17 protein-coding genes are annotated in these 18,431 nt (G+C 57.5%); 13 read left to right on the top strand and 4 right to left on the bottom strand.

Translation table 11 applies throughout. From position 1 onward, the window contains the following. Nucleotides 1-134 precede the first annotated feature (134 nt). The 7 genes from JFU11_RS07790 to JFU11_RS07760 all read left to right on the top strand — a co-directional run bounded on the left by JFU11_RS07790 (nt 135) and on the right by JFU11_RS07760 (nt 7,224). On the top strand, nt 135-2,558 hold the full coding sequence (locus JFU11_RS07790) for a hypothetical protein (RefSeq protein WP_201060292.1): 2,424 nt from the start codon (nt 135-137) through the stop codon (nt 2,556-2,558). Further along, on the top strand, nt 2,558-3,238 hold the full coding sequence (locus tag JFU11_RS07785; RefSeq protein ID WP_201060291.1) for a hypothetical protein: 681 nt from the start codon (nt 2,558-2,560) through the stop codon (nt 3,236-3,238). The genes JFU11_RS07790 and JFU11_RS07785 overlap by 1 nt, the downstream gene beginning before the upstream one ends. A 154-nt stretch (nt 3,239-3,392) precedes the next feature. Further along, nucleotides 3,393-3,605, top strand: coding sequence for a DUF1059 domain-containing protein (locus JFU11_RS07780; protein WP_008074349.1), 213 nt, complete (start codon nt 3,393-3,395; stop codon nt 3,603-3,605). A 194-nt stretch (nt 3,606-3,799) separates the two neighbouring features. After that, complete coding sequence (locus tag JFU11_RS07775) at nt 3,800-4,975, top strand: PAS domain-containing sensor histidine kinase (RefSeq protein ID WP_201060290.1); 1,176 nt, start codon at nt 3,800-3,802, stop codon at nt 4,973-4,975. A 245-nt stretch (nt 4,976-5,220) separates the two neighbouring features. Further along, nucleotides 5,221-5,511 (top strand): hypothetical protein, encoded by a 291-nt coding sequence (locus tag JFU11_RS07770; RefSeq protein WP_201060289.1) that lies wholly within the window; start codon nt 5,221-5,223, stop codon nt 5,509-5,511. A gap of 571 nt (nt 5,512-6,082) precedes the next feature. After that, a complete protein-coding gene (locus tag JFU11_RS07765) occupies nt 6,083-6,442 on the top strand; it encodes a DUF6124 family protein (RefSeq protein ID WP_201060288.1) in 360 nt (119 codons plus the stop codon). A gap of 161 nt (nt 6,443-6,603) precedes the next feature. Further along, a complete protein-coding gene (locus JFU11_RS07760; RefSeq protein ID WP_201060287.1) occupies nt 6,604-7,224 on the top strand; it encodes a LysE family translocator in 621 nt (206 codons plus the stop codon). Nucleotides 7,225-7,227: 3 nt separating this feature from the next. Here the strand turns inward: JFU11_RS07760 and JFU11_RS07755 are convergent, their stop codons facing one another. Beyond that, on the bottom strand, nt 7,228-7,641 hold the full coding sequence (locus JFU11_RS07755; protein ID WP_201060286.1) for a VOC family protein: 414 nt from the start codon (nt 7,639-7,641) through the stop codon (nt 7,228-7,230). Nucleotides 7,642-7,766: 125 nt separating this feature from the next. Between JFU11_RS07755 and JFU11_RS07750 the strand changes: the two genes are divergently transcribed. The 4 genes from JFU11_RS07750 (at nt 7,767) to JFU11_RS07735 (ending at nt 11,086) form a co-directional block, all read left to right on the top strand. Continuing rightward, the gene (locus tag JFU11_RS07750; RefSeq protein WP_201087361.1) at nt 7,767-8,849 is read left to right on the top strand and encodes a methylated-DNA--[protein]-cysteine S-methyltransferase; all 1,083 of its coding nucleotides are present in this window, start codon (nt 7,767-7,769) and stop codon (nt 8,847-8,849) included. A 46-nt stretch (nt 8,850-8,895) separates the two neighbouring features. Continuing rightward, nucleotides 8,896-9,708 (top strand): isocitrate lyase/phosphoenolpyruvate mutase family protein, encoded by an 813-nt coding sequence (locus tag JFU11_RS07745; protein ID WP_201060285.1) that lies wholly within the window; start codon nt 8,896-8,898, stop codon nt 9,706-9,708. 74 nt (nt 9,709-9,782) lie between these two features. Continuing rightward, the gene (locus tag JFU11_RS07740; RefSeq protein WP_123720474.1) at nt 9,783-10,400 is read left to right on the top strand and encodes a DNA-3-methyladenine glycosylase; all 618 of its coding nucleotides are present in this window, start codon (nt 9,783-9,785) and stop codon (nt 10,398-10,400) included. Between the two features lie 197 nt (nt 10,401-10,597). Continuing rightward, nucleotides 10,598-11,086, top strand: a complete 489-nt coding sequence (locus JFU11_RS07735; protein ID WP_201060284.1) for a GFA family protein — start codon at nt 10,598-10,600, stop codon at nt 11,084-11,086. 142 nt (nt 11,087-11,228) lie between these two features. Here the strand turns inward: JFU11_RS07735 and miaE are convergent, their stop codons facing one another. Further along, complete coding sequence (gene miaE, locus JFU11_RS07730; protein ID WP_008010271.1) at nt 11,229-11,837, bottom strand: tRNA isopentenyl-2-thiomethyl-A-37 hydroxylase MiaE; 609 nt, start codon at nt 11,835-11,837, stop codon at nt 11,229-11,231. Between the two features lie 162 nt (nt 11,838-11,999). On the opposite strand from miaE, the gene JFU11_RS07725 reads away from it, so the two are divergent. Beyond that, a complete protein-coding gene (locus JFU11_RS07725; protein ID WP_048394587.1) occupies nt 12,000-12,863 on the top strand; it encodes a universal stress protein in 864 nt (287 codons plus the stop codon). 94 nt (nt 12,864-12,957) lie between these two features. Here JFU11_RS07725 and JFU11_RS07720 read toward each other — a convergent pair whose 3' ends face one another. Beyond that, nucleotides 12,958-13,428, bottom strand: coding sequence for a DUF1289 domain-containing protein (locus JFU11_RS07720; protein ID WP_052964219.1), 471 nt, complete (start codon nt 13,426-13,428; stop codon nt 12,958-12,960). Between the two features lie 565 nt (nt 13,429-13,993). Between JFU11_RS07720 and acnB the strand changes: the two genes are divergently transcribed. After that, entirely contained in the window at nt 13,994-16,594 is a 2,601-nt protein-coding gene (gene acnB / locus JFU11_RS07715) for a bifunctional aconitate hydratase 2/2-methylisocitrate dehydratase (RefSeq protein ID WP_201087376.1), read from the top strand. 51 nt (nt 16,595-16,645) lie between these two features. Here acnB and JFU11_RS07710 read toward each other — a convergent pair whose 3' ends face one another. Beyond that, on the bottom strand, nt 16,646-18,322 hold the full coding sequence (locus JFU11_RS07710) for a SulP family inorganic anion transporter (protein WP_201060282.1): 1,677 nt from the start codon (nt 18,320-18,322) through the stop codon (nt 16,646-16,648). Nucleotides 18,323-18,431: the final 109 nt, after the last annotated feature.

The raw sequence follows: 18,431 nt of genomic DNA, 5'->3' as shown, positions 1-18,431 counted from the left end.
AACTTGATAACAAACATATGCCAACCAAATAAAAACTCGATATATAGTTTCGCCGCCTCAGAAACAGGCTGACCGATCAATGAATCACTTAACAAAACTTTAACAAACCAATACCAAGGATGGATGAAAACCTCATGAACAACCCGCTGAACTTATTCGCCTCCCTACCCATTTCCGGCAATATTAAAGAACGTCAAGCCATTGCTGAAACATTGAAGTCAATACTTGACTCGCAGATCGGGCAGCAAGCATTTCTCTCCCATAATCCTGCAGATAATTTTGTCGACATTACGCAAGTGATCGTCGAAATTGTCGAAGACAGCCACTTCGAAAAAAACCACCAGGCGGCAAGCACGCTACTTCAGCGGCTGATCATGCAACCCTATTTTGCGGGGCTCTCCGGCCCTTTTGGCCCGAGCGATGAAGAGTGGATTCTGGTCACGGACAGCGGCGCTATTCTTCAGGTGCCAGACACCTCATCCATCTCTGATGTTTATATTTCACACGTCGATGTCACTGATGTAGTCACTGCCATTTCCACACTCAATGCCGACATTGAGCTTCTGGTGAAAGCGGCAAAACTTACCGGCGGTATTGTTTCTTCGAAAAAACATGTGCCTCTCGTTAACTGGCTTCGCTTCCATCAACTGGATGTGCCGAAGACCGCCGAGCATGTTGAAAACCTGATTACCTTACTGAAACTATCGCTGCCTGAACCACCAAAGCATGGCAACTACTGGGGCGGAACTTCCAACGAAACCCATGAAGCCACCTTGGTCATCACTGAAGACCAGCGCCACATTATTCATCATGAAACATCCAAACTATTTTACGACGCAGGAAAACCCGTTGAACCGCTGATCAATTACCTGACCGATGCCATTCTCGGTGATAGATCCGCCGCATTTTTGCAGGAAGAGCCGAGTCTGAGTTGGGAACTGCTGATCGAGACGCCCGTGGCAAAAACCTTCGCCCAATCCTGCTTCGATGCATTACACCCGCAAAGTGCTTCTACCGCCCCCTTGTCCCCTGAGCAACGCAGCGGTTTGCTGGTTGCAGCAATCATGCTGGACTTTGCTTTGGGTACAGCCGATAGAAACCACAGTTTCTGCTCCTCCAGTCTTTATGCCTCCCACAACGTACAGGCGAATACCTACGATGTACGACAATATTTGACTGCGCACTTCAGCGGATTTCGGCGCGTTAACCCGACGGCCGTGCCCTTGGCATTGCAACTGATACTCGCCGGGCTGGCACCGGAGTTTCTGGTGCAAACACCGCAGGCCTTGCAGATTGGTTCCCCTGGCTGGGTGATGTTGCGCAAATCGGTTCTTCTCGCTGAAAGCATCGCTCCCGGGTTATCCCGCGCCTTGTCATACGAGATGTTGATGGAACTGGGGGCCATTTCGCCAACCAGCACCGAACAACGCACGCTGCAAGGCGTGATCATGGTGAAGTGCGTGCTGGATTGGGCGATGATCAATGGGCTTGAACTGGAAGGCGCTGACGACCTGCCAACGGAACAAATCGTCAAACACGCCACGACCCAATACAACGCATTCATTGACACTATGAGCGATGCCCTTAAAAGCATTACCACCCCACCTGTGAGCCGCAGGGCACTGGCAAAAGCCGCGATAGTGGAATTGGGCATCAATCCCGCAACCAAACTTGCCACCGCCTACTCTGGCATAGAAAACTCCCTGCTTGACCTGTATCTGGCACGCCAATTGACCGCCTATAACCATTCGGTCGCGACGGCGGTTCTGAATCTGGAGCCTGCCAACGATCTGTATGCCAGACAACTCGAAAGGCAGTACGCCCCCTATAAAACGGGGATCGCGACAGTTCTGCGTCTGGCCATGTCGCGATTAAAGGTAGAGGACCGGATTGCCATCGAATATGGCCAACTGGCGCTTTATCATGTGACCCAATCCACCCCTCCCGATAATCACGGACTGATCTTCGGGGCCGAGCGCAACATCAGAGCGCCGTTTGGCATTTTGATTGTTTCCAGGTTCAACAGCGAAGTCCGTGCCTATGAACTGTTCCCGCTGCAAGGTCTGTGTCGGCAAAATGAAGCCCTGACCCAGCAGCTCAATGACAACTGGATCTGGCTCGGGGACTCCCCGGATGATGCTGATGGTTTCAAGAAGCAGACCTATGTGTACGGTGCGCACATTGACTATCGGACTTATTTCAAAGGCTCGGAACTCACCAACGACTCGGTGCTGAACGCTGAGGGTGTCCTCCTGGAACGCTTTGGCCAATTCAACGACATGCGCGACTCAGCAACTTCCCTGCGCAGCCCGATGCAAAGTTTCAACTCCGGGCGGTTCCGTGACATCAGTGAACTGATTGCACAACACAATCCTCCGATGACTTACGATCATTTTTACGCAATGGGCTACGACAAAACCGACATCGAACAGAGCGGGGAAAATTTTGAGAAGATTTTCGACACTGTTCTCAACATCATCATCCCGTTCAAAAATGTATTGAAGGACTCGCCTCGGGTAATCCGGATCGTCGCAGTGGCGCATTGTTCAGCTGTGTGATGGATGCAACCACGTTGCTGTTCTCCTTCGTGGGTGCGGCCGGCGTCTTCTTTAAAGCAGCCGCGAGTAGTTCCAAATTGCTGAATTTGGGCAAAGTCGGCGGGAGTTTTGTCCTGTCGCTGTTCAATCCTCTGGACGGCATTCCGCAACTGGCCTACGGCGGCGCCAAACTGATCGGCAAAAGTGCGCTGAGACTCGGCCACTTTGGCCAGTCCGCCACACGGCTGGGGGTCTTTCAGTTGCGCCGATTGACCGGTGCCGCCGGGGCTTACGACCTGGTCAAGGCCGTACAAAACAGCGGCTCCGCAATCGAAATCGCCAAGACCGTATCCGCGGTGAACCAGGGCCGCGCACTGTTCAACGACGCCACGATCAGTACGGCCAGGCAAGTTGTGAACCTGTTCATCGACACGACAACCAAATTACCCAACGTGCCTGACAAAATACTGGAAGAGCTCTACAGCACTGCGGTAATTGAAACCACCATCGAACTTGACGGGGCCAAGGATCTGAACGTCTTGATCGGTAAAGAGGGACTGAGTGAGCTGTTGCGAACCTATATGAGCAACAGCCGTATGTCTTACGCCGATGCAAGGTACGGTAAAGAATCGACAGATCACATCCAGTCATTGGAAGCCCTGGTCGTAATCGAGGCGCAAAACGCCGCCAGCCGCATTTAGTCGTTGCAAGACTGCCACGATGCGCCTTGTGACGGGCCTATACTCTATGGGCACACTCGAAGCGACCTGCAATCGTGTTTGATATATGGGGTGGCGCGTCGAGTGATCGTTCACGCAGGCCACGGCCTGCCTTCATCGTAGGGAGGACAAGATCATGGCGCGTAAATACATCGACTGCCGCGAGTTTCCAAGCGATTCCAAATGCTCGGTCGCACTGTCTGCGGACTCTGAAAACGAACTGCTCGAGGCCGCCGCACAGCATGCGGTCAGCGTTCACAAGCACACCGATTCACCGGAGCTGCGTGCTCAACTGAAGACGATGTTTCACGACGGCACCCCACCTGTTGAAGCACCGCGTCCCGCTTGATAAGGAGATCCTCCTGCGGGAACAAAAAAAGGGACAGACACGATTTCAGGCATATGCCGAACAATCGTGGTCTGTCCCTTGTTTCCTGCAAATGAGGTGGGAAGTTTGGCCAAATTATTCTCAGTTTTTAGGCCCCTTACGCGAGTGGTGTCTATAATTTTCCAGATATCGGCCCCATTGGTCAGTGAATACAAATGCCAGCAGATGACGATTCGCTGCCCGGTTCTGAAATCCTCTTCGACGAAGCTGATTGTGGCTTACTGCTTACCGCAGAAAATGGCCAGATCGCACAGGTCAACCTCACCTTCTGCCGCTGGATTGGCTACCGCAGAACAGAGCTGCTCGGTCGTCACATCCAAGACCTGATGAGTCTTGAAGGAAGGATGTTTCACAGGACGTACTGGACCCCTCTTATGCAAATCCAGGGCGTGATCGCTGATGTCAAGTTCGATCTCGTTCACTACAACGGACATTCAATTCCGATGATGCTCAGCGCTATTCGCTGTGAGAATTCTGCTGGCATATTTCATGAAATGACACTGTTCAAAGTCGAAGATCGGCAAAGGTACGAGCGTGAGCTCCTCAATGCCCGAATGCTTGCCGAAAGACATCTGGCAAAACACCTCAAGGATCAACGGGTAATGGATATTACCCAAGACAAACTGCGCATTACTTACGCCGCGGCTGAAGACAGGGCCCTGTTTGCCGAGCAACTTATCGGGATTGTCAGTCATGACCTGCGAAACCCTTTGTCGGCGATAAAAATGGCAACGGAACTGCTGGGCCGCAGAGAGATGGATGCTAAACAAGCACAAATACTTGGCCACATCGCCCACTCGGCAGAGCGCGCACAGCGTCTGGTGGCCGATCTGCTGGATTTCACCTTGACGCAGGTCGGGCGAGGTATCGAAGTCCTGCCCAAACCAGTCGCCCTACACGAACTGGTGGCCGACTGCCTGGACGAGTTGAGTCTGGCGTTCCCCGGGCATGAGTTGACCCACCTGCGTTATGGACAAGGTGACTTTACTGCCGACAGTGATCGGCTGTATCAGCTCATCGGCAACCTGGTCGCCAATGCAGTAGCCTACGGTGCTGCCGATAGCGAAGTTACCGTTTCTTCGCGCTTCGAAGACCAAACTATCATCATTACGGTGCACAACCTCGGCACACCCATACCGCTGGAGTTGCTCAAGGACCTGTTCGAACCGATGATCCGTGGCAGTCATGACAATGCTGAACTTAGAAGTGTCGGGTTGGGCTTGTTCATTGTTCGTGAGATCGCAAGGGCGCACTACGGCGATGTGGTTGTAGCATCTTCTCTAACGAACGGAACGACATTCACTGCAACCTTTCCTCGCACCTTAAAGTAGCTTGGATTGGCCACTCAGCCCCATCGCCCCTCCATTACTGGCCGACGATAGCCTGGCATGACTGGCCCAAGCTGCCCCTCCCGAGAGTCAGCAATCAGCTAAAAGTGGCCGGTGGTCGTTGCATTTCGCTCGCCGCCGGGCGTTTGGCTAAGCTGATTAAATCGGGACGAACTGAAACCTGAGTGATAGCGGCCATTAGCGGATCTGGATTGGCATCAAGACGGTAACTCCTAAAGGAGACGACCATGTATGCGGTTATAAGAACCTACCTGGGTGCTGGAGCAAAGCAGCTGTTCGATCTTTTAGAACAGCGCAAGGACGACGTCGAAGCTACCCTGCGGACAGTGCCTGGCCTGGTAAGTTACACACTGCTGAATACGGGTGATGGCGGTACGGCGGTGACTGTTTGCACGGACAAGGCCGGCAGCGATGCGAGCTTGAAAGTCGCGCGCGACTGGATTCAGAAAAATGCCTCGAATATCCACGCGAACCCGCCGATCGTGACGGAAGGTCCGGTGATTGTGCAGATCAAATAGCGTGCCTCTCCAGTTGATCTTACGTTAGAAGGGACAGACCGCGATTTAAGGCGAATGCCGGGCAATCGTGGTCTGTCCTCTGTTTTTCTTCTGTTATCCCAACCTGAATGACAAAGACGATCCCCTGTAGGAGCTGCCGAAGGCTGCGATCTTTTGATCTTGATTGTCGCAAATCAAGATCAAAAGATCGCAGCCTTCGGCAGCTCCTACGGGGGGATTTCGGGTGTTTAGGGGAGCTTGTTTAATTTGGCTGCGCGTTACTTCCTGAAAGCTACAGCGTCTTGCGTCATTGCCTACGACTACGCCAGAATCCGCCGGCTTGTGCGCCTTGACCCTGGCCTCTATCGTTTCCCTGCCACTGCCCATCAGTGGTCGGGTTTAGTCGCCCGTCGTTGCTAAGTCGCATAAGTGCCATTCAGTCAGGTATCCCATCCCTGCACTTGATGGTGGCTGTGCGCAGGGCACCCTCGGGTGCGCCGATTTCTTAGCTCGTCGGTCGACTAACCTGTGCACAGCTGCCTCCTTTCGTTTAGTCGCGAACTGGTCGCAGCCTCACTTTGAGAGTTAAGACATGTTCAAAATTACGCCTAATCCTCCAGAAACCGACGACGTTTCCCCGTACGAATCCAGCGATTCAAAAAAGCTCAACGACGCGGCTGAGCGCGCGCTCGATCATTACCTCAAGCCCCCCAAAGAACCCGCTGCTGCCCGTAAACCCAGCAGAATGTTCATCGTCGCCCCCGATATGGATACAGAAAGCTTGCTGGCCCATGCCTGCGAATCACTGGCATCAGCCAGTGTCATGCTCAGTGATTTTGCAAACCTTCTGGAAAACCCGCATCGCAACACCATGCTGGGCATTCAGCAGAACATCATGCTGGGCGAGCTGGCGGTGAACCGGGCGCTGGACAACATCGATCCGCAGAGTTAGTCGCTTCGCCTGTTGAAAGAACGGCCTTAACCAAGGCCGTTTTTTTATGGCGCTTCTATTTAGCCGACACAAGTGTACGGCGATTTGCGCTCACCGCTGTATGGGCCGGCCCACTCGTCACTCATGATAAAAATACGGCTCTCGTTACTGGAGCCGTCGTCATGGACCTCGCCACCCTCACGCTGTTTCTCCCGGCCTGCTTCGCCCTGAACATGGCCCCCGGCCCGAACAATCTGCTGTCGGTCAGCAACGCCACCCGCTACGGCTATCGTCGCGCCTGCGTGGCCGGCGTCGGACGCTTGCTGGCCTTTGCCGGGATGATCGCGCTGGCCGCCGCCGGGTTGTCGGTGGTGCTGCAAACCTCGGAATGGCTGTTCTACGCGATCAAAATCATTGGCGCCGCTTACCTGTTGTACCTGGCCTGGCAACTGTGGCGCGCCAATCCCGAGGCCGAACAGCACATCACCGGCAAGTCGATGGGGATCCTGGCTCTGGCGCGGCAGGAGTTTCTGGTGGCGGCGGGTAATCCCAAGGCTATCTTGCTGTTCACCGCATTCCTGCCGCAGTTCGTCGACCCGACTCGACCGATTGCCGCGCAATTCGTCGTGCTCGGCGCGTTGTTCCTGATGCTGGAATGGATCGCCATCAGCGCCTACGCCTACATGGGCCTGCACATGCGCCGCTGGTTCGCCGAACCACGGGGCAAGCGGATATTCAACCGTTGCTGCGCGGGATTGTTGTCGGCAGCAGCTTCGGTGTTGTTGATGGCGAAACGGGCCTGATCTTTACCCTTGAGACGGCCCTTTCAGTTCGACCTGATTGCCGTCCGGATCAAAGCAATAGATCGACAGCCCGTGGCCTTCGGCACCGAAACGCACCGCGGCTTTCTCGGGTGTCAGGCCGAAGGACTGCAAGTGACTGACCAGCGCTTCCTCGTCGAACGGTTCAATGCGCAGGCAGAAATGATCGACGTTGCGCCGTTCGTTGCCAGCGGCAGCACCGCCTTTGCGGCCGAGTTCACCGTGGATGTCGACGAGGTCAATCATCGAGGTGCCCGCACGCAAATGCACCATGCCCAGGTCGTCACGGCGCTTGACCAGTTCGGCGCCGAATACCTCGCCGTAAAAAGTGATGCTTCGTTCGAGATCCTTGACGCGCAGGACGATGTGATCGATGTGTTTGATCGTGAACGGTTGCATTGGGATGGATTCCTGAAAATATCGTTTACAGGATTATCGGTGACCCGATGACTGTAGCTCAGCCACAAAAATTCACTGTCGATTTTCCGGTGGAGGCGCCGGGCGACGCGGCATATGCTCAGCCCATGAACCTACAAAACGCTGTGCTTCCGCCCCACGCCGAGATGGTTCGCGCCATGCTCGAACGCGACACCGCCTACGAGGGGGTGTTCTTTACCGCGGTCAAAACCACTGGCATTTTCTGCCGCCCCGGCTGTACGGCGCGTAAACCGAAGCCGGAAAACGTCGAGTTCTTTGCCCATGCCGATGAGGCGATGTCGGCGGGCTATCGGGCATGCCTGCGTTGCAAGCCGTTGGACGCCAAAGCCATCGCGCCGGACTGGGTGCAGCGACTGCTCAAATCCGTGGACGCCGACCCCGACCTGCGCTGGACCGATGCCCAATTGCTCGCCGAGGGCATCGAGCCGCTGAAATTGCGCCGCTGGTTCAAGCAGCATTTCGGCATGACCTTTCACGCCTGGCTGCGTACCCGACGCCTTGGCATGGCCTTGGGCGGCATCAAACAGGGCGAATCCATCGACAACGCCGCGTTCGACTCCGGCTACGAATCCCTGAGCGGCTTTCGCGATGCGTTTCAAAAGTCGTTCCATATCACGCCCGGCCGTGCCGCCCACAGCGAGCCACTGCTGTTCACTCGGCTGACCACACCGCTAGGGCCGATGATCGCCATGGCCGAACAGCGTGGTCTGGTGCTGCTGGAGTTTCTCGATCGACCGGCACTGACCAAGGAAATCGAAGAACTGCAGAACCGGTATGGTTACGCCGTGGCCCCCGGGCATAACGGACATCTGCAGCAGATCGAAGAAGAACTGGCGCAATACTTCGCTGGTAAACGAACCGAATTCAACGTGCCACTACATCTGCCCGGCAGCGCTTTCGCCCGGCAGGTATGGGCCGAACTGATGAAGATCCCCTACGGCCAGACCACTACTTATGGCGCCATCGCCGCGCAACTCGGCAAGCCCGGCGCCAGTCGCGCCGTGGGGCTGGCCAACGGACAAAACCGCTTGGCGATTATCTTGCCCTGTCACCGGGTGATCGGTGCAGATGGCTCATTGACCGGCTATGGTGGAGGACAACCGCGCAAGGCGTTTCTGCTCAGGCTGGAAAGCGCCGCGGTGCAAATCACCCAACAACTCGCATTCTGATCACTCCACCGTTTATTCAAAAAAAAGTCATAAGGAAGGACATTCGATGGACACACTCGACAACCAATTCCACCAACTGCACCAAAGCGGCCTGCTGATTCTGACCAACGTCGCCGATGCCACCGGGGCGCGACTGGTGGAACAACTGGGCAGCAAGGCCGTCGCCACCAGCAGCGCGGCGGTGGCTTGGGTTCACGGTTACCCGGATGGCAACACTTTGCCGCTTGAACGTCTCGTTTCCACCGTCGAATCCATCGCCCGAGTCACCACGGTGCCGTTGACCGTGGACATTGAGGCCGGTTATTCCGATGACCTGGGTCGGGTCGCGGAAGTGATCGACGCCGTCATCGCTGCCGGTGCCGTGGGGATCAATATCGAAGACGGTGCTTCGCCGCCCGAACTGCTGGCGCGCAAGATCGAAATCGCTCGCCAGGTCGCCAATCGCCGGGACGTAAAGCTATTTATCAACGCTCGGACCGACGTGTACCTCAGGGGGCTGGTGCCGGCCGAAGATCGCGTCGCAGAGACACTCAAACGGGCCGCGTTGTATCAGGCCGCCGGTGCCGACGGGCTGTTCGCGGCGGGCGTCACGGCGGCGTATGAGATCGAAGCGCTATGCCGTGGCACGACGCTGCCGGTGAACGTGCTAGGTTTCGCGGACCTGCCTTCGCCGGAAGAACTGCAAGCCCTTGGCGTGCGCCGTTTGAGCGCCGGCTCGAGCATCGCCGAATTCCTCTACGGCGCCATGGCGTCGGTGGCGAAAAGCTTTCTGGAAACCGGAAAACTCGATAGCAGCGACCTCAAGGCCTTCACTTATGGCCAAGTGAACGCCCTGCTGGCCCCCACCGGCAAAGTTTGACCGCAAGCAATGGAGTGCGGCGCTACGGGGCGACGACTAATCTTCCCGCAGTCACCCGCACTTCAGGATGCTCCATGCCCGACACCTATCAACTGGCCAGCGAATTTCTCTCGGCCCTCGATACCGATTGGCAACGTCACATCAGCGCCATCGGCCCCTGCCTGCATCAGCCCCATGCGGCTCGCGATCCTTACGAATCGCTGGTGCGAGCGATTGCCTATCAGCAACTGCATGCCAAGGCCGGCGATGCGATTGTCGGCCGGCTGCTGGCGCTGTTTCCTTCAAGCACCTTCCCAAGACCTGCGCAGATTCTGGCGACAGACTTCGAAAAGATGCGCGGTTGCGGATTTTCCGCCAGCAAGATCGCGACCATTCAGGGCATCGCTCAAGCGGCTCTGGACGGCGTGGTGCCGGATTACGCCACGGCCTTGGCCATGGACGATGAAGCGTTGATCGAACGCTTGATTACCTTGCGCGGGGTGGGTCGCTGGACGGTGGAAATGCTACTGATCTACAGCCTGGAGCGGCCAGACATTTTGCCGGCCGATGACTTTGGGGTGCGCGAGGGATATCGGCGGCTGAAGGGGTTGGAGATACAGCCGACTCGTAAGCAGATGATTGAAATCGGGTTGGCATGGCGCCCTTATCGGACGGTGGCGGCGTGGTACTTGTGGCGGGTGCCTAACCGGTAGACCGAGTTATCGTTCATCGCGGGCAAGCCCGCTCCCACAAGGATCGAGGCTGTTCACAGATTTTTGTCCCTCCCACGGAACCTGTGGGAGCGGGCTTGCCCGCGATAGCGGCCGCTCAGCCACCCTGAATTCAACTGCCCGGAAACCCTGACGGTCTAGGCTGTCTTGAGCCATCCCAAGACCCGTCGGAGGTTCCCATGCAGCTCGAAGGCTCCTGCCATTGCGGCGCAGTGTCGTTCAGCCTGACCAGCGCCCACCCCTACCCTTATCAACGCTGCTATTGCTCGATCTGTCGCAAGACCCAGGGCGGTGGCGGCTATGCGATCAACCTGGGCGGCGATGCCGACAGCCTCAAGGTGCACGGTCGCAAGCACATCTCGATTTACCATGCGCGGCTCAAGGAAGAAGGTGACAAACGCGCCCGCCGCAGCACCGCCGAGCGGCATTTCTGTTCCGTTTGCGGTTCGGGATTATGGCTGTTCAGCCCTGAATGGCCGGAGTTGATTCATCCGTTTGCCTCGGCCATCGACACTCCGTTGCCGGTACCACCGGAACACACGCACCTGATGCTCGGCTCCAAGGCGCCGTGGGTGGAAGTCGAGGCGCATCCGGGCGACCAGCAGTTCGACGTCTATCCGGAAGAGTCCATCGCCCAATGGCATGAGCGCCTGGGGTTGAGCCGTTAGGCTGCTTCTGATTTATGAGGGCCCGAAAAGATCGCAGCCTGCGGCAGCTCCTACGCCGACCGTGCACACCTGCGAATGAGCGGATGTACCCCGCTCCTGTAGGAGCTGCCGCAGGCTGCGATCTTTTGATCTTCTGCCTTTATCACGCCGCTACCGGCACACCACTGTGAAAGCGGAACTCCACATCCGGCGACTCGATCAACGCCTGCTCGGCGTCACGAACCTTGTCGATCACCTGGGCGATGTCCTTGGCGTCACCGTACTGATAGGCCAGTTTCAGGTAACCCTGGAAATGCCGCGCCTCGCTTTTCAGCAGGCCGAAGTAGAACTTGCCCAGTTCTTCATCCAGATGCGGCACCAACGCCTCGAAACGCTCGCAGCTGCGGGCTTCGATGAAGGCGCCAACCACCAGCGTATCCACCAGTTTCACCGGTTCGTGGCTGCGCACCACTTTGCGCAGCCCCGAGGCGTAACGCCCGGCGGACAGCTGACGCAGCTCGATCTTGCGCTTCTTCATCAGGCGCATGACCTGTTCGTGGTGCACCAGCTCTTCCCGGGCCAGACGCGACATCAGGTTGATCAGATCGACGTGGGAGTGATATTTGGCAATCAGGCTCAACGCCGTGCTGGCCGCCTTGAATTCGCAGTTTTTGTGGTCGATCAGTAGGGTTTCCTGATCGGCCAGCGCGGCCTGGACCCAGCCATCGGGCGTGCGGCAGCCAAGGAATTCGTGAATTTCGGGAAGGATCATGGGGCTCACGGATAAAAGGTACAGAACGAAGGGCGCCGATTATACCGGCCTGCCGACAGACCACCAGCCGCCAACCGTTGATATGCATCAAGTCGCCGAATGCCGACCAGCAACTATAGTTGTCCAACGCAGTGTTTTTTACCTTCCAGGGAGATTCCGATCATGCAAGCCATTCGCAGCATTCTGGTGGTCATCGAACCCGAGCACTCGGAGAGCCTGGCGCTCAAACGGGCCAAACTGATCGCTGGCGTGACCCAGGCCCATTTGCACCTGTTGGTCTGCGATAAAAAGCATGACCACGCTGGCATGCTGGGTGTGCTCAAGGCGGCCCTGCTGGAGGACGGTTACAGCGTCACCACCGAACAGGCCTGGAACGAAAGCCTGCAAGAAACCATCGTCGATGTGCAGCAAGCCGAAGGCTGCGGGCTGGTGATCAAGCAGCACTTCCCCGACAGTGCGTTGAAAAAGGCCCTGCTGACCCCGGCGGACTGGAAACTACTGCGCTCCTGCCCTACTCCAGTGTTGCTGGTGAAAACCTCGAAACCCTGGACCGGCGGCGTGATCCTGGCGGCTATCGATGTCGGCAACATCGACGGCGAACACCGTACCTTGCATGCCAGCATCATCGATCATGGCTACGACATCGCCAGCCTGGCCAAAGCCCATTTACACGTAATCAGCGCCCATCCATCGCCGATGCTGTCGGCGGCCGACCCGACATTTCAGCTAAAAGAAACCATCGAGGCCAGTTACCGCGAGCAGTGCAAGGCGTTCCAGGCCGAGTTCGACATTGATGATGACCATCTGCACATCGAGGAAGGTCCGGCGGATGTGTTGATTCCGTATATGGCCCATAAATTGGGAGCATCGGTGACGGTGATCGGCACCGTGGCGCGGACCGGGTTGTCCGGGGCGTTGATCGGTAATACGGCGGAAGTGGTGCTGGATGCGCTGGAAAGCGATGTGCTGGTGCTCAAGCCGGATACGGTCATGGATCATCTGGAAGAGATCGTGACCCAGCATTAAGCAAGATCAAAAGATCGCAGCCTTCGGCAGCTCCTACATGGATCGTATTCCCCTGTAGGAGCTGCCGAAGGCTGCGATCTTTTGACTTTAAAAATCAGCCGCCGAACGCATCCTTGAGAAACCCCGGCGCAATGTAGCGCTGGTAATGCGCCTCAGACAGCAGGAAAAATTCCCGATCAATGGCATCGCGCAATTCCGGGAGGTTCCAGTCGCGGAACTCCGGCAGCAACACCATCCCGTAGGCTTCCAGATTATTGATCACCCGCGCACCCCGGGCGATCAATTGGTATGCCCAGCAATACTCCGACTGATGCGGCACAAAACGAATCTTGCGCTGCTCCAGCTGCAGACGCAGCAACGCGGGATCGAAAATCTCTAGCTTGCTGGCCATCACCTGCGACAACAGTTGCTCAAGACGCAGCCATACCGCGCGTTTTTCTTCCTCGTTGTAACCATTCCAGTGAATCACTTCATGGTGGAAACGCTTGCAGCCACGGCACACCAAATCACCGTAAACAGTGGAGCAGAGGCCGACGCAGGGGGTCTTGATGGTCTGATTGGGCATAGGTAGGCAAAACACGGGAAAGCAGAACAGATCGGCATGTTAGCCCTTTGTCTAACATTCATCACCCCTCAAAATTCAGGGCGGAGGGTCTATTGGACTTTAGTGACGGCCGCGTTGCGCGCCTACGTGCGCGAGGCTGCGTTGCGGGATTTGCCAAGGGAACAACCATTAGCAGCATCCCGCGCCTTGCCTCGCACACGTAGGCCCACAACGTGCCTCGCCACCAAAGTCCAATAGACCCTCACTTACCTTTAATTTTTTTTTGCCGTAGAATCAGCCAGCCTTTTAAGGCGCCAATGTCCGTTAGAAGCTGTTTTCAAAGCGTCACGAGCACAGTCGTTCCTTCAGAGCGGTGTTGGCGAAGGGTTTTTCAGCGGTGAAAAACCTGACGCCAACCCTCATCAGCTCCCCGTTCTGCAGGCGTAAAACTTTGAAAGCAGCTTCTGTAAGGAATTGTCGGTAATTCTGGCTAAGCGGCCCACAACGCCACGCAGCGCATGAGTACGGCAATTTCGGGATGAGCGTCCCGGACACCCATTTGGGACCACTGATGAGGGTAATAACTGTGCTTGAAGCCTACCGCAAACATATCGAAGAGCGTGCAGCACTGGGGATCGTTCCCCAGCCGCTTAACGCCGAACAAACTGCAGGCCTGGTCGAGCTGCTGAAAAATCCCCCGGCTGGCGAAGAAGCCTTCCTCGTTGACCTGATCACCAATCGCGTTCCACCTGGAGTGGACGAAGCGGCCTATGTAAAGGCCGGTTTCCTCTCTGCCCTCGCCAAAGGCGAAGCCAAATCCCCTCTGATCGACAAGAAGCGCGCTGTTGAACTGCTCGGCACCATGCAGGGCGGCTACAACATCGTGACGCTGGTCAATCTGCTGGACGACGCCGAACTGGCACCAGTAGCCGCCGAAGAACTCAAGCACACCCTGCTGATGTTCGATGCTTTCCACGACGTCGCTGAACGCGCCAAGAACGGCAACGTTCACGCCAAAGGCGTGCTGCAATCCTGGGCTGACGGCGAGTGGTTCAAGAACCGCCCTGTGCTGGCCGACAAGATCAGCCTGCGCGTGTTCAAGGTGACTGGCGAAACCAACACCGACGACCTGTCCCCTGCTCCTGATGCCTGGTCCCGCCCGGACATCCCGCTGCACGCCCTGGCCATGCTGAAAATGGCTCGCGACGGCATCGTGCCGGACGTACAAGGCTCCACCGGTCCGATGAAGCAGATCGAAGAAATGCGCAACAGCGGCTTCCCGATCGCCTACGTCGGTGACGTGGTCGGTACTGGTTCGTCGCGTAAATCGGCCACCAACTCGGTGCTGTGGTTCTTCGGCGACGACGTTCCTTTCGTGCCGAACAAGCGCGCTGGCGGCTTCTGCTTCGGCAGCAAGATCGCTCCAATCTTCTACAACACCATGGAAGATGCCGGCGCACTGCCAATCGAATTTGATGTGACCAACATCAACATGGGCGACGTGATCGACCTGTACCCGCACGCTGGCAAAGTCTGCAAGCACGGTACCGACGAAGTCATCACCACCTTCGAAATGAAGACCCCTGTGCTGTTGGACGAAGTCCGTGCCGGCGGTCGTATTCCGCTGATCATCGGCCGTGGCCTGACCGATAAGGCTCGCGCCGAACTGGGTCTGCCAGCGTTCGACCTGTTCAAGAAACCGGATGCCCCGATCGAAAGCACCAAGGGTTTCACCCTGGCGCAGAAAATGGTCGGCAAGGCGTGCGGCGTAGCCGGTGTGCGTCCAGGCACCTACTGCGAACCGAAGATGACCACCGTCGGTTCCCAGGACACCACCGGTCCAATGACCCGTGACGAACTGAAAGACCTGGCGTGCCTGGGCTTCTCCGCTGATCTGGTGATGCAGTCGTTCTGCCACACCGCGGCTTATCCAAAGCCGATCGACGTAACCACCCACCACACCCTGCCTGACTTCATCATGACCCGCGGCGGCGTTTCCCTGCGTCCGGGCGACGGCATCATCCACAGCTGGCTGAACCGCATGCTGCTGCCGGACACCGTCGGTACCGGTGGTGACTCCCACACCCGTTTCCCGATGGGCATTTCGTTCCCGGCCGGTTCCGGTCTGGTCGCATTCGCCGCTGCCACTGGCGTGATGCCGCTGGACATGCCGGAATCGATCCTGGTGCGCTTCAAAGGCGAGATGCAACCGGGCGTCACCCTGCGTGACCTGGTTCACGCCATTCCTTACTTCGCGATTCAGGCTGGCTTGCTGACCGTCGAGAAGAAAGGCAAGAAGAACGCCTTCTCCGGCCGCATCCTGGAAATCGAAGGCCTGGACAACCTGAGCATCGAACAGGCTTTCGAGCTGTCCGACGCCTCGGCCGAACGTTCGGCTGCCGGTTGCACCATCAAGCTGTCGAAAGAGTCGATCACCGAATACCTGCAATCGAACATCACCCTGCTGCGCTGGATGATCGGTGAAGGCTACGGTGATGTGCGTACCCTGGAACGTCGTGCTCAAGCGATGGAAGCCTGGATCGCCAACCCTGAGTTGATGGTTGCCGATGCTGACGCCGAATACGCTGAAATCATCGAAATCGACCTGGCCGACATCAAAGAGCCTGTGCTCTGCGCGCCAAACGATCCGGACGACGCCCGTCTGCTGTCCAGCGTTGCTGGCGAGAAGATCGACGAAGTGTTCATCGGTTCGTGCATGACCAACATCGGTCACTTCCGCGCTGCCGGCAAGTTGCTGGAACAGGTCAAGGGTCAGCTGCCAACCCGTCTGTGGCTGTCGCCGCCGACCAAAATGGACGCTCACCAGCTGACCGAAGAAGGCTACTACGGCATCTACGGCAAGGCCGGCGCACGCATGGAAATGCCAGGCTGCTCGCTGTGCATGGGTAACCAGGCACGTGTAGAGCCGAACTCCACCGTGGTGTCGACATCGACCCGTAACTTCCCGAACCGTCTGGGTGACGGCGCGAACGTCTACCTGGCTTCGGCCGAGCTGGCGTCCGTTGCGTCCATCCTGGGTCGCCTGCCGACCGTCGAGGAGTACATGGAATACGCTGGCAAGATCGACAGCATGGCGGCCGACGTTTACCGCTACCTGTCCTTCGACCAGATCGCCGAGTTCCGTGAAGCTGCTGCGAACGCCAACATCCCGGTCGTTCAAGCCTAACGTTACAACGCCATAAAAAACGCCGCCCATCGTGAGATGAGCGGCGTTTTTTTATGCCTGCGACACCTCCCCGGCCAACGTGAGCGCTTGGTGTACGGCAACGTCGACACTCAAGTCGCTGAGAATGACCTGTTCGCGCTCCCGTGCGGGCAATATCGAGAGTACCGCCTGAGCCTGGTCCTTGAGCCGCGCCAGGATCAACAACATGTTCAGCGCCCGCACCTGCAAAAAGAACGCTTGCAGCGCTTCGATGCTGGTGCCATCCAGATCGGGCGACTCTTCGAGGCTGAGAATAATCGTATGCACCGGTGGCTCTGAGTGCCGGGCCAGATGCAGCGCACCACCCAGAATGCGTTCCACATTAGCGAAAAACAGTGCCTCGCTGGGCCTGACGATCAATATGCCGGGGGTTTCCACGGCTTGAGGATGGTGCTGCAGATCGACGTAATCGTGACCGCTGCCCATTTGCCCCAGCACTTGAATATCCGCCGAAGACATCTGTTTCAGCATCAACACCACGCTGATCACCACCGCCACCAGCAAGCCGTCCAGCACCCCCAACACCAGCACCGCTGCTACTGCACAGATCACCAGCAAGCGGTCGCGGCGCCAGATGAAATAGCGCCCCAATGGCTGCAGGCTCAAACCACGCGCCAAGGCATGAATGACGATGGCAGCCAGCACCGGCTCGGGAGTCAGGGCGATGTAGGGCAGCACCGTCAATACGATGAGCAAGACCACCCCCGCCGCCACCGCGCCGGCCAGACGCGAACCGGCCCCCGCCGCCTCATTGGCCGACGTCGCGGAGTAACCGGCGCCCGCCGGCATGCCATGGAATAGCCCGGACAGCAGATTGGCCGCGCCGAGGGCCAGCAGATCGCGGTTCGAGGAAACCCGATCACCGTGCTTGAGCGCAAACGAGGTGATCGATCCGTAAGACTCGGCATACAGAATCATCACCATGGCAATCGCCAATTCCCCCAGACGCAGCCAGTCGGTAAACGGCAACACTGGCAGCCGAGGCATTTCAAGGCTCAGATCGATCACACCGATCATTTTCACCCCGTAGGCCGGCAAGTTCAGCCATTGGCCGGCCGCAATGCCGAGCGCCACCACCAGCAAACCTCCGGGCAAACGCCGGACCCGCGCGCACAGCCACAGCACCACCAACGACACGGCCGCCACCAGCGCGCCGACCCGATTCCATTGTGGCAACTGCTCCAGCAACTGCGGCATGAGGTGGAGCAGATTGCCGCTGTTCAAGTGCACATCGACGGCACTCGCTACCTGCTTGAGGATGATGGTTATCGCCAGGCCCAAGGCAAAGCCGCGCAACACCGGTTTGGCAATGAACGAGGTCACGCTGCCGAGCCTGAGCAGCCCGGCCAGCAAAAAGAACCCACCGGTCACCAGCACCAGACCGATCGCCAGGCTCATACGCAGGGCGGAATCACCGTTGGCCAGCGTGGCGGTGGAGGCAGCCAGAACGGCGGCGGAGGAAGAGGTCGCGGAAACGATCGCAAAACGGCTGGTGCCTAATAGCCCGTAGCACAGCAGACCGGCAAACAACGCAATGACCCCGGCCTGTGGCGGTAACGCAGCAATGGTGGAATAGGCGACCGCCTCGGGCAACAACAAACCGGCAATTGACAAGCCGGCCAAAACGTCCAGCCAGCGATTGGGTATATCGGCAGGGGGTTGCGCCGTTGCGCCAGTGGCACCTGCCATAAAGCGTCTCCAGAGAAAGCGCTCCACGATGATGCGCTAATGCAACCCGCAGCTTAGTCGTTAATCCCCTGCAATGGTGTGCTCTGGATCAGGTTGCCCTGATCTTCGC

It is taken from the genome of Pseudomonas sp. TH37, from assembly GCF_016650735.1.
GTDB classification, from domain to species: Bacteria; Pseudomonadota; Gammaproteobacteria; order Pseudomonadales; family Pseudomonadaceae; genus Aquipseudomonas; species Aquipseudomonas farris.
Note: the sequence above shows the minus strand (reverse complement) of the source record. Positions and strands in the feature narration are given on the sequence as shown.

Bases quoted from the DNA above. Each gene is read 5' to 3' on its own strand.
- JFU11_RS07790 (WP_201060292.1), top strand. From the start codon at position 135: ATGAACAACCCGCTGAACTTATTCGCCTCCCTACCCATTTCCGGCAAT.
- JFU11_RS07785 (WP_201060291.1), top strand. From the start codon at position 2,558: ATGGATGCAACCACGTTGCTGTTCTCCTTCGTGGGTGCGGCCGGCGTC.
- JFU11_RS07780 (WP_008074349.1), top strand. From the start codon at position 3,393: ATGGCGCGTAAATACATCGACTGCCGCGAGTTTCCAAGCGATTCCAAA.
- JFU11_RS07775 (WP_201060290.1), top strand. From the start codon at position 3,800: ATGCCAGCAGATGACGATTCGCTGCCCGGTTCTGAAATCCTCTTCGAC.
- JFU11_RS07770 (WP_201060289.1), top strand. From the start codon at position 5,221: ATGTATGCGGTTATAAGAACCTACCTGGGTGCTGGAGCAAAGCAGCTG.
- JFU11_RS07765 (WP_201060288.1), top strand. From the start codon at position 6,083: ATGTTCAAAATTACGCCTAATCCTCCAGAAACCGACGACGTTTCCCCG.
- JFU11_RS07760 (WP_201060287.1), top strand. From the start codon at position 6,604: ATGGACCTCGCCACCCTCACGCTGTTTCTCCCGGCCTGCTTCGCCCTG.
- JFU11_RS07755 (WP_201060286.1), bottom strand. From the start codon at position 7,641: ATGCAACCGTTCACGATCAAACACATCGATCACATCGTCCTGCGCGTC.
- JFU11_RS07750 (WP_201087361.1), top strand. From the start codon at position 7,767: ATGAACCTACAAAACGCTGTGCTTCCGCCCCACGCCGAGATGGTTCGC.
- JFU11_RS07745 (WP_201060285.1), top strand. From the start codon at position 8,896: ATGGACACACTCGACAACCAATTCCACCAACTGCACCAAAGCGGCCTG.
- JFU11_RS07740 (WP_123720474.1), top strand. From the start codon at position 9,783: ATGCCCGACACCTATCAACTGGCCAGCGAATTTCTCTCGGCCCTCGAT.
- JFU11_RS07735 (WP_201060284.1), top strand. From the start codon at position 10,598: ATGCAGCTCGAAGGCTCCTGCCATTGCGGCGCAGTGTCGTTCAGCCTG.
- miaE (WP_008010271.1), bottom strand. From the start codon at position 11,837: ATGATCCTTCCCGAAATTCACGAATTCCTTGGCTGCCGCACGCCCGAT.
- JFU11_RS07725 (WP_048394587.1), top strand. From the start codon at position 12,000: ATGCAAGCCATTCGCAGCATTCTGGTGGTCATCGAACCCGAGCACTCG.
- JFU11_RS07720 (WP_052964219.1), bottom strand. From the start codon at position 13,428: ATGCCCAATCAGACCATCAAGACCCCCTGCGTCGGCCTCTGCTCCACT.
- JFU11_RS07710 (WP_201060282.1), bottom strand. From the start codon at position 18,322: ATGGCAGGTGCCACTGGCGCAACGGCGCAACCCCCTGCCGATATACCC.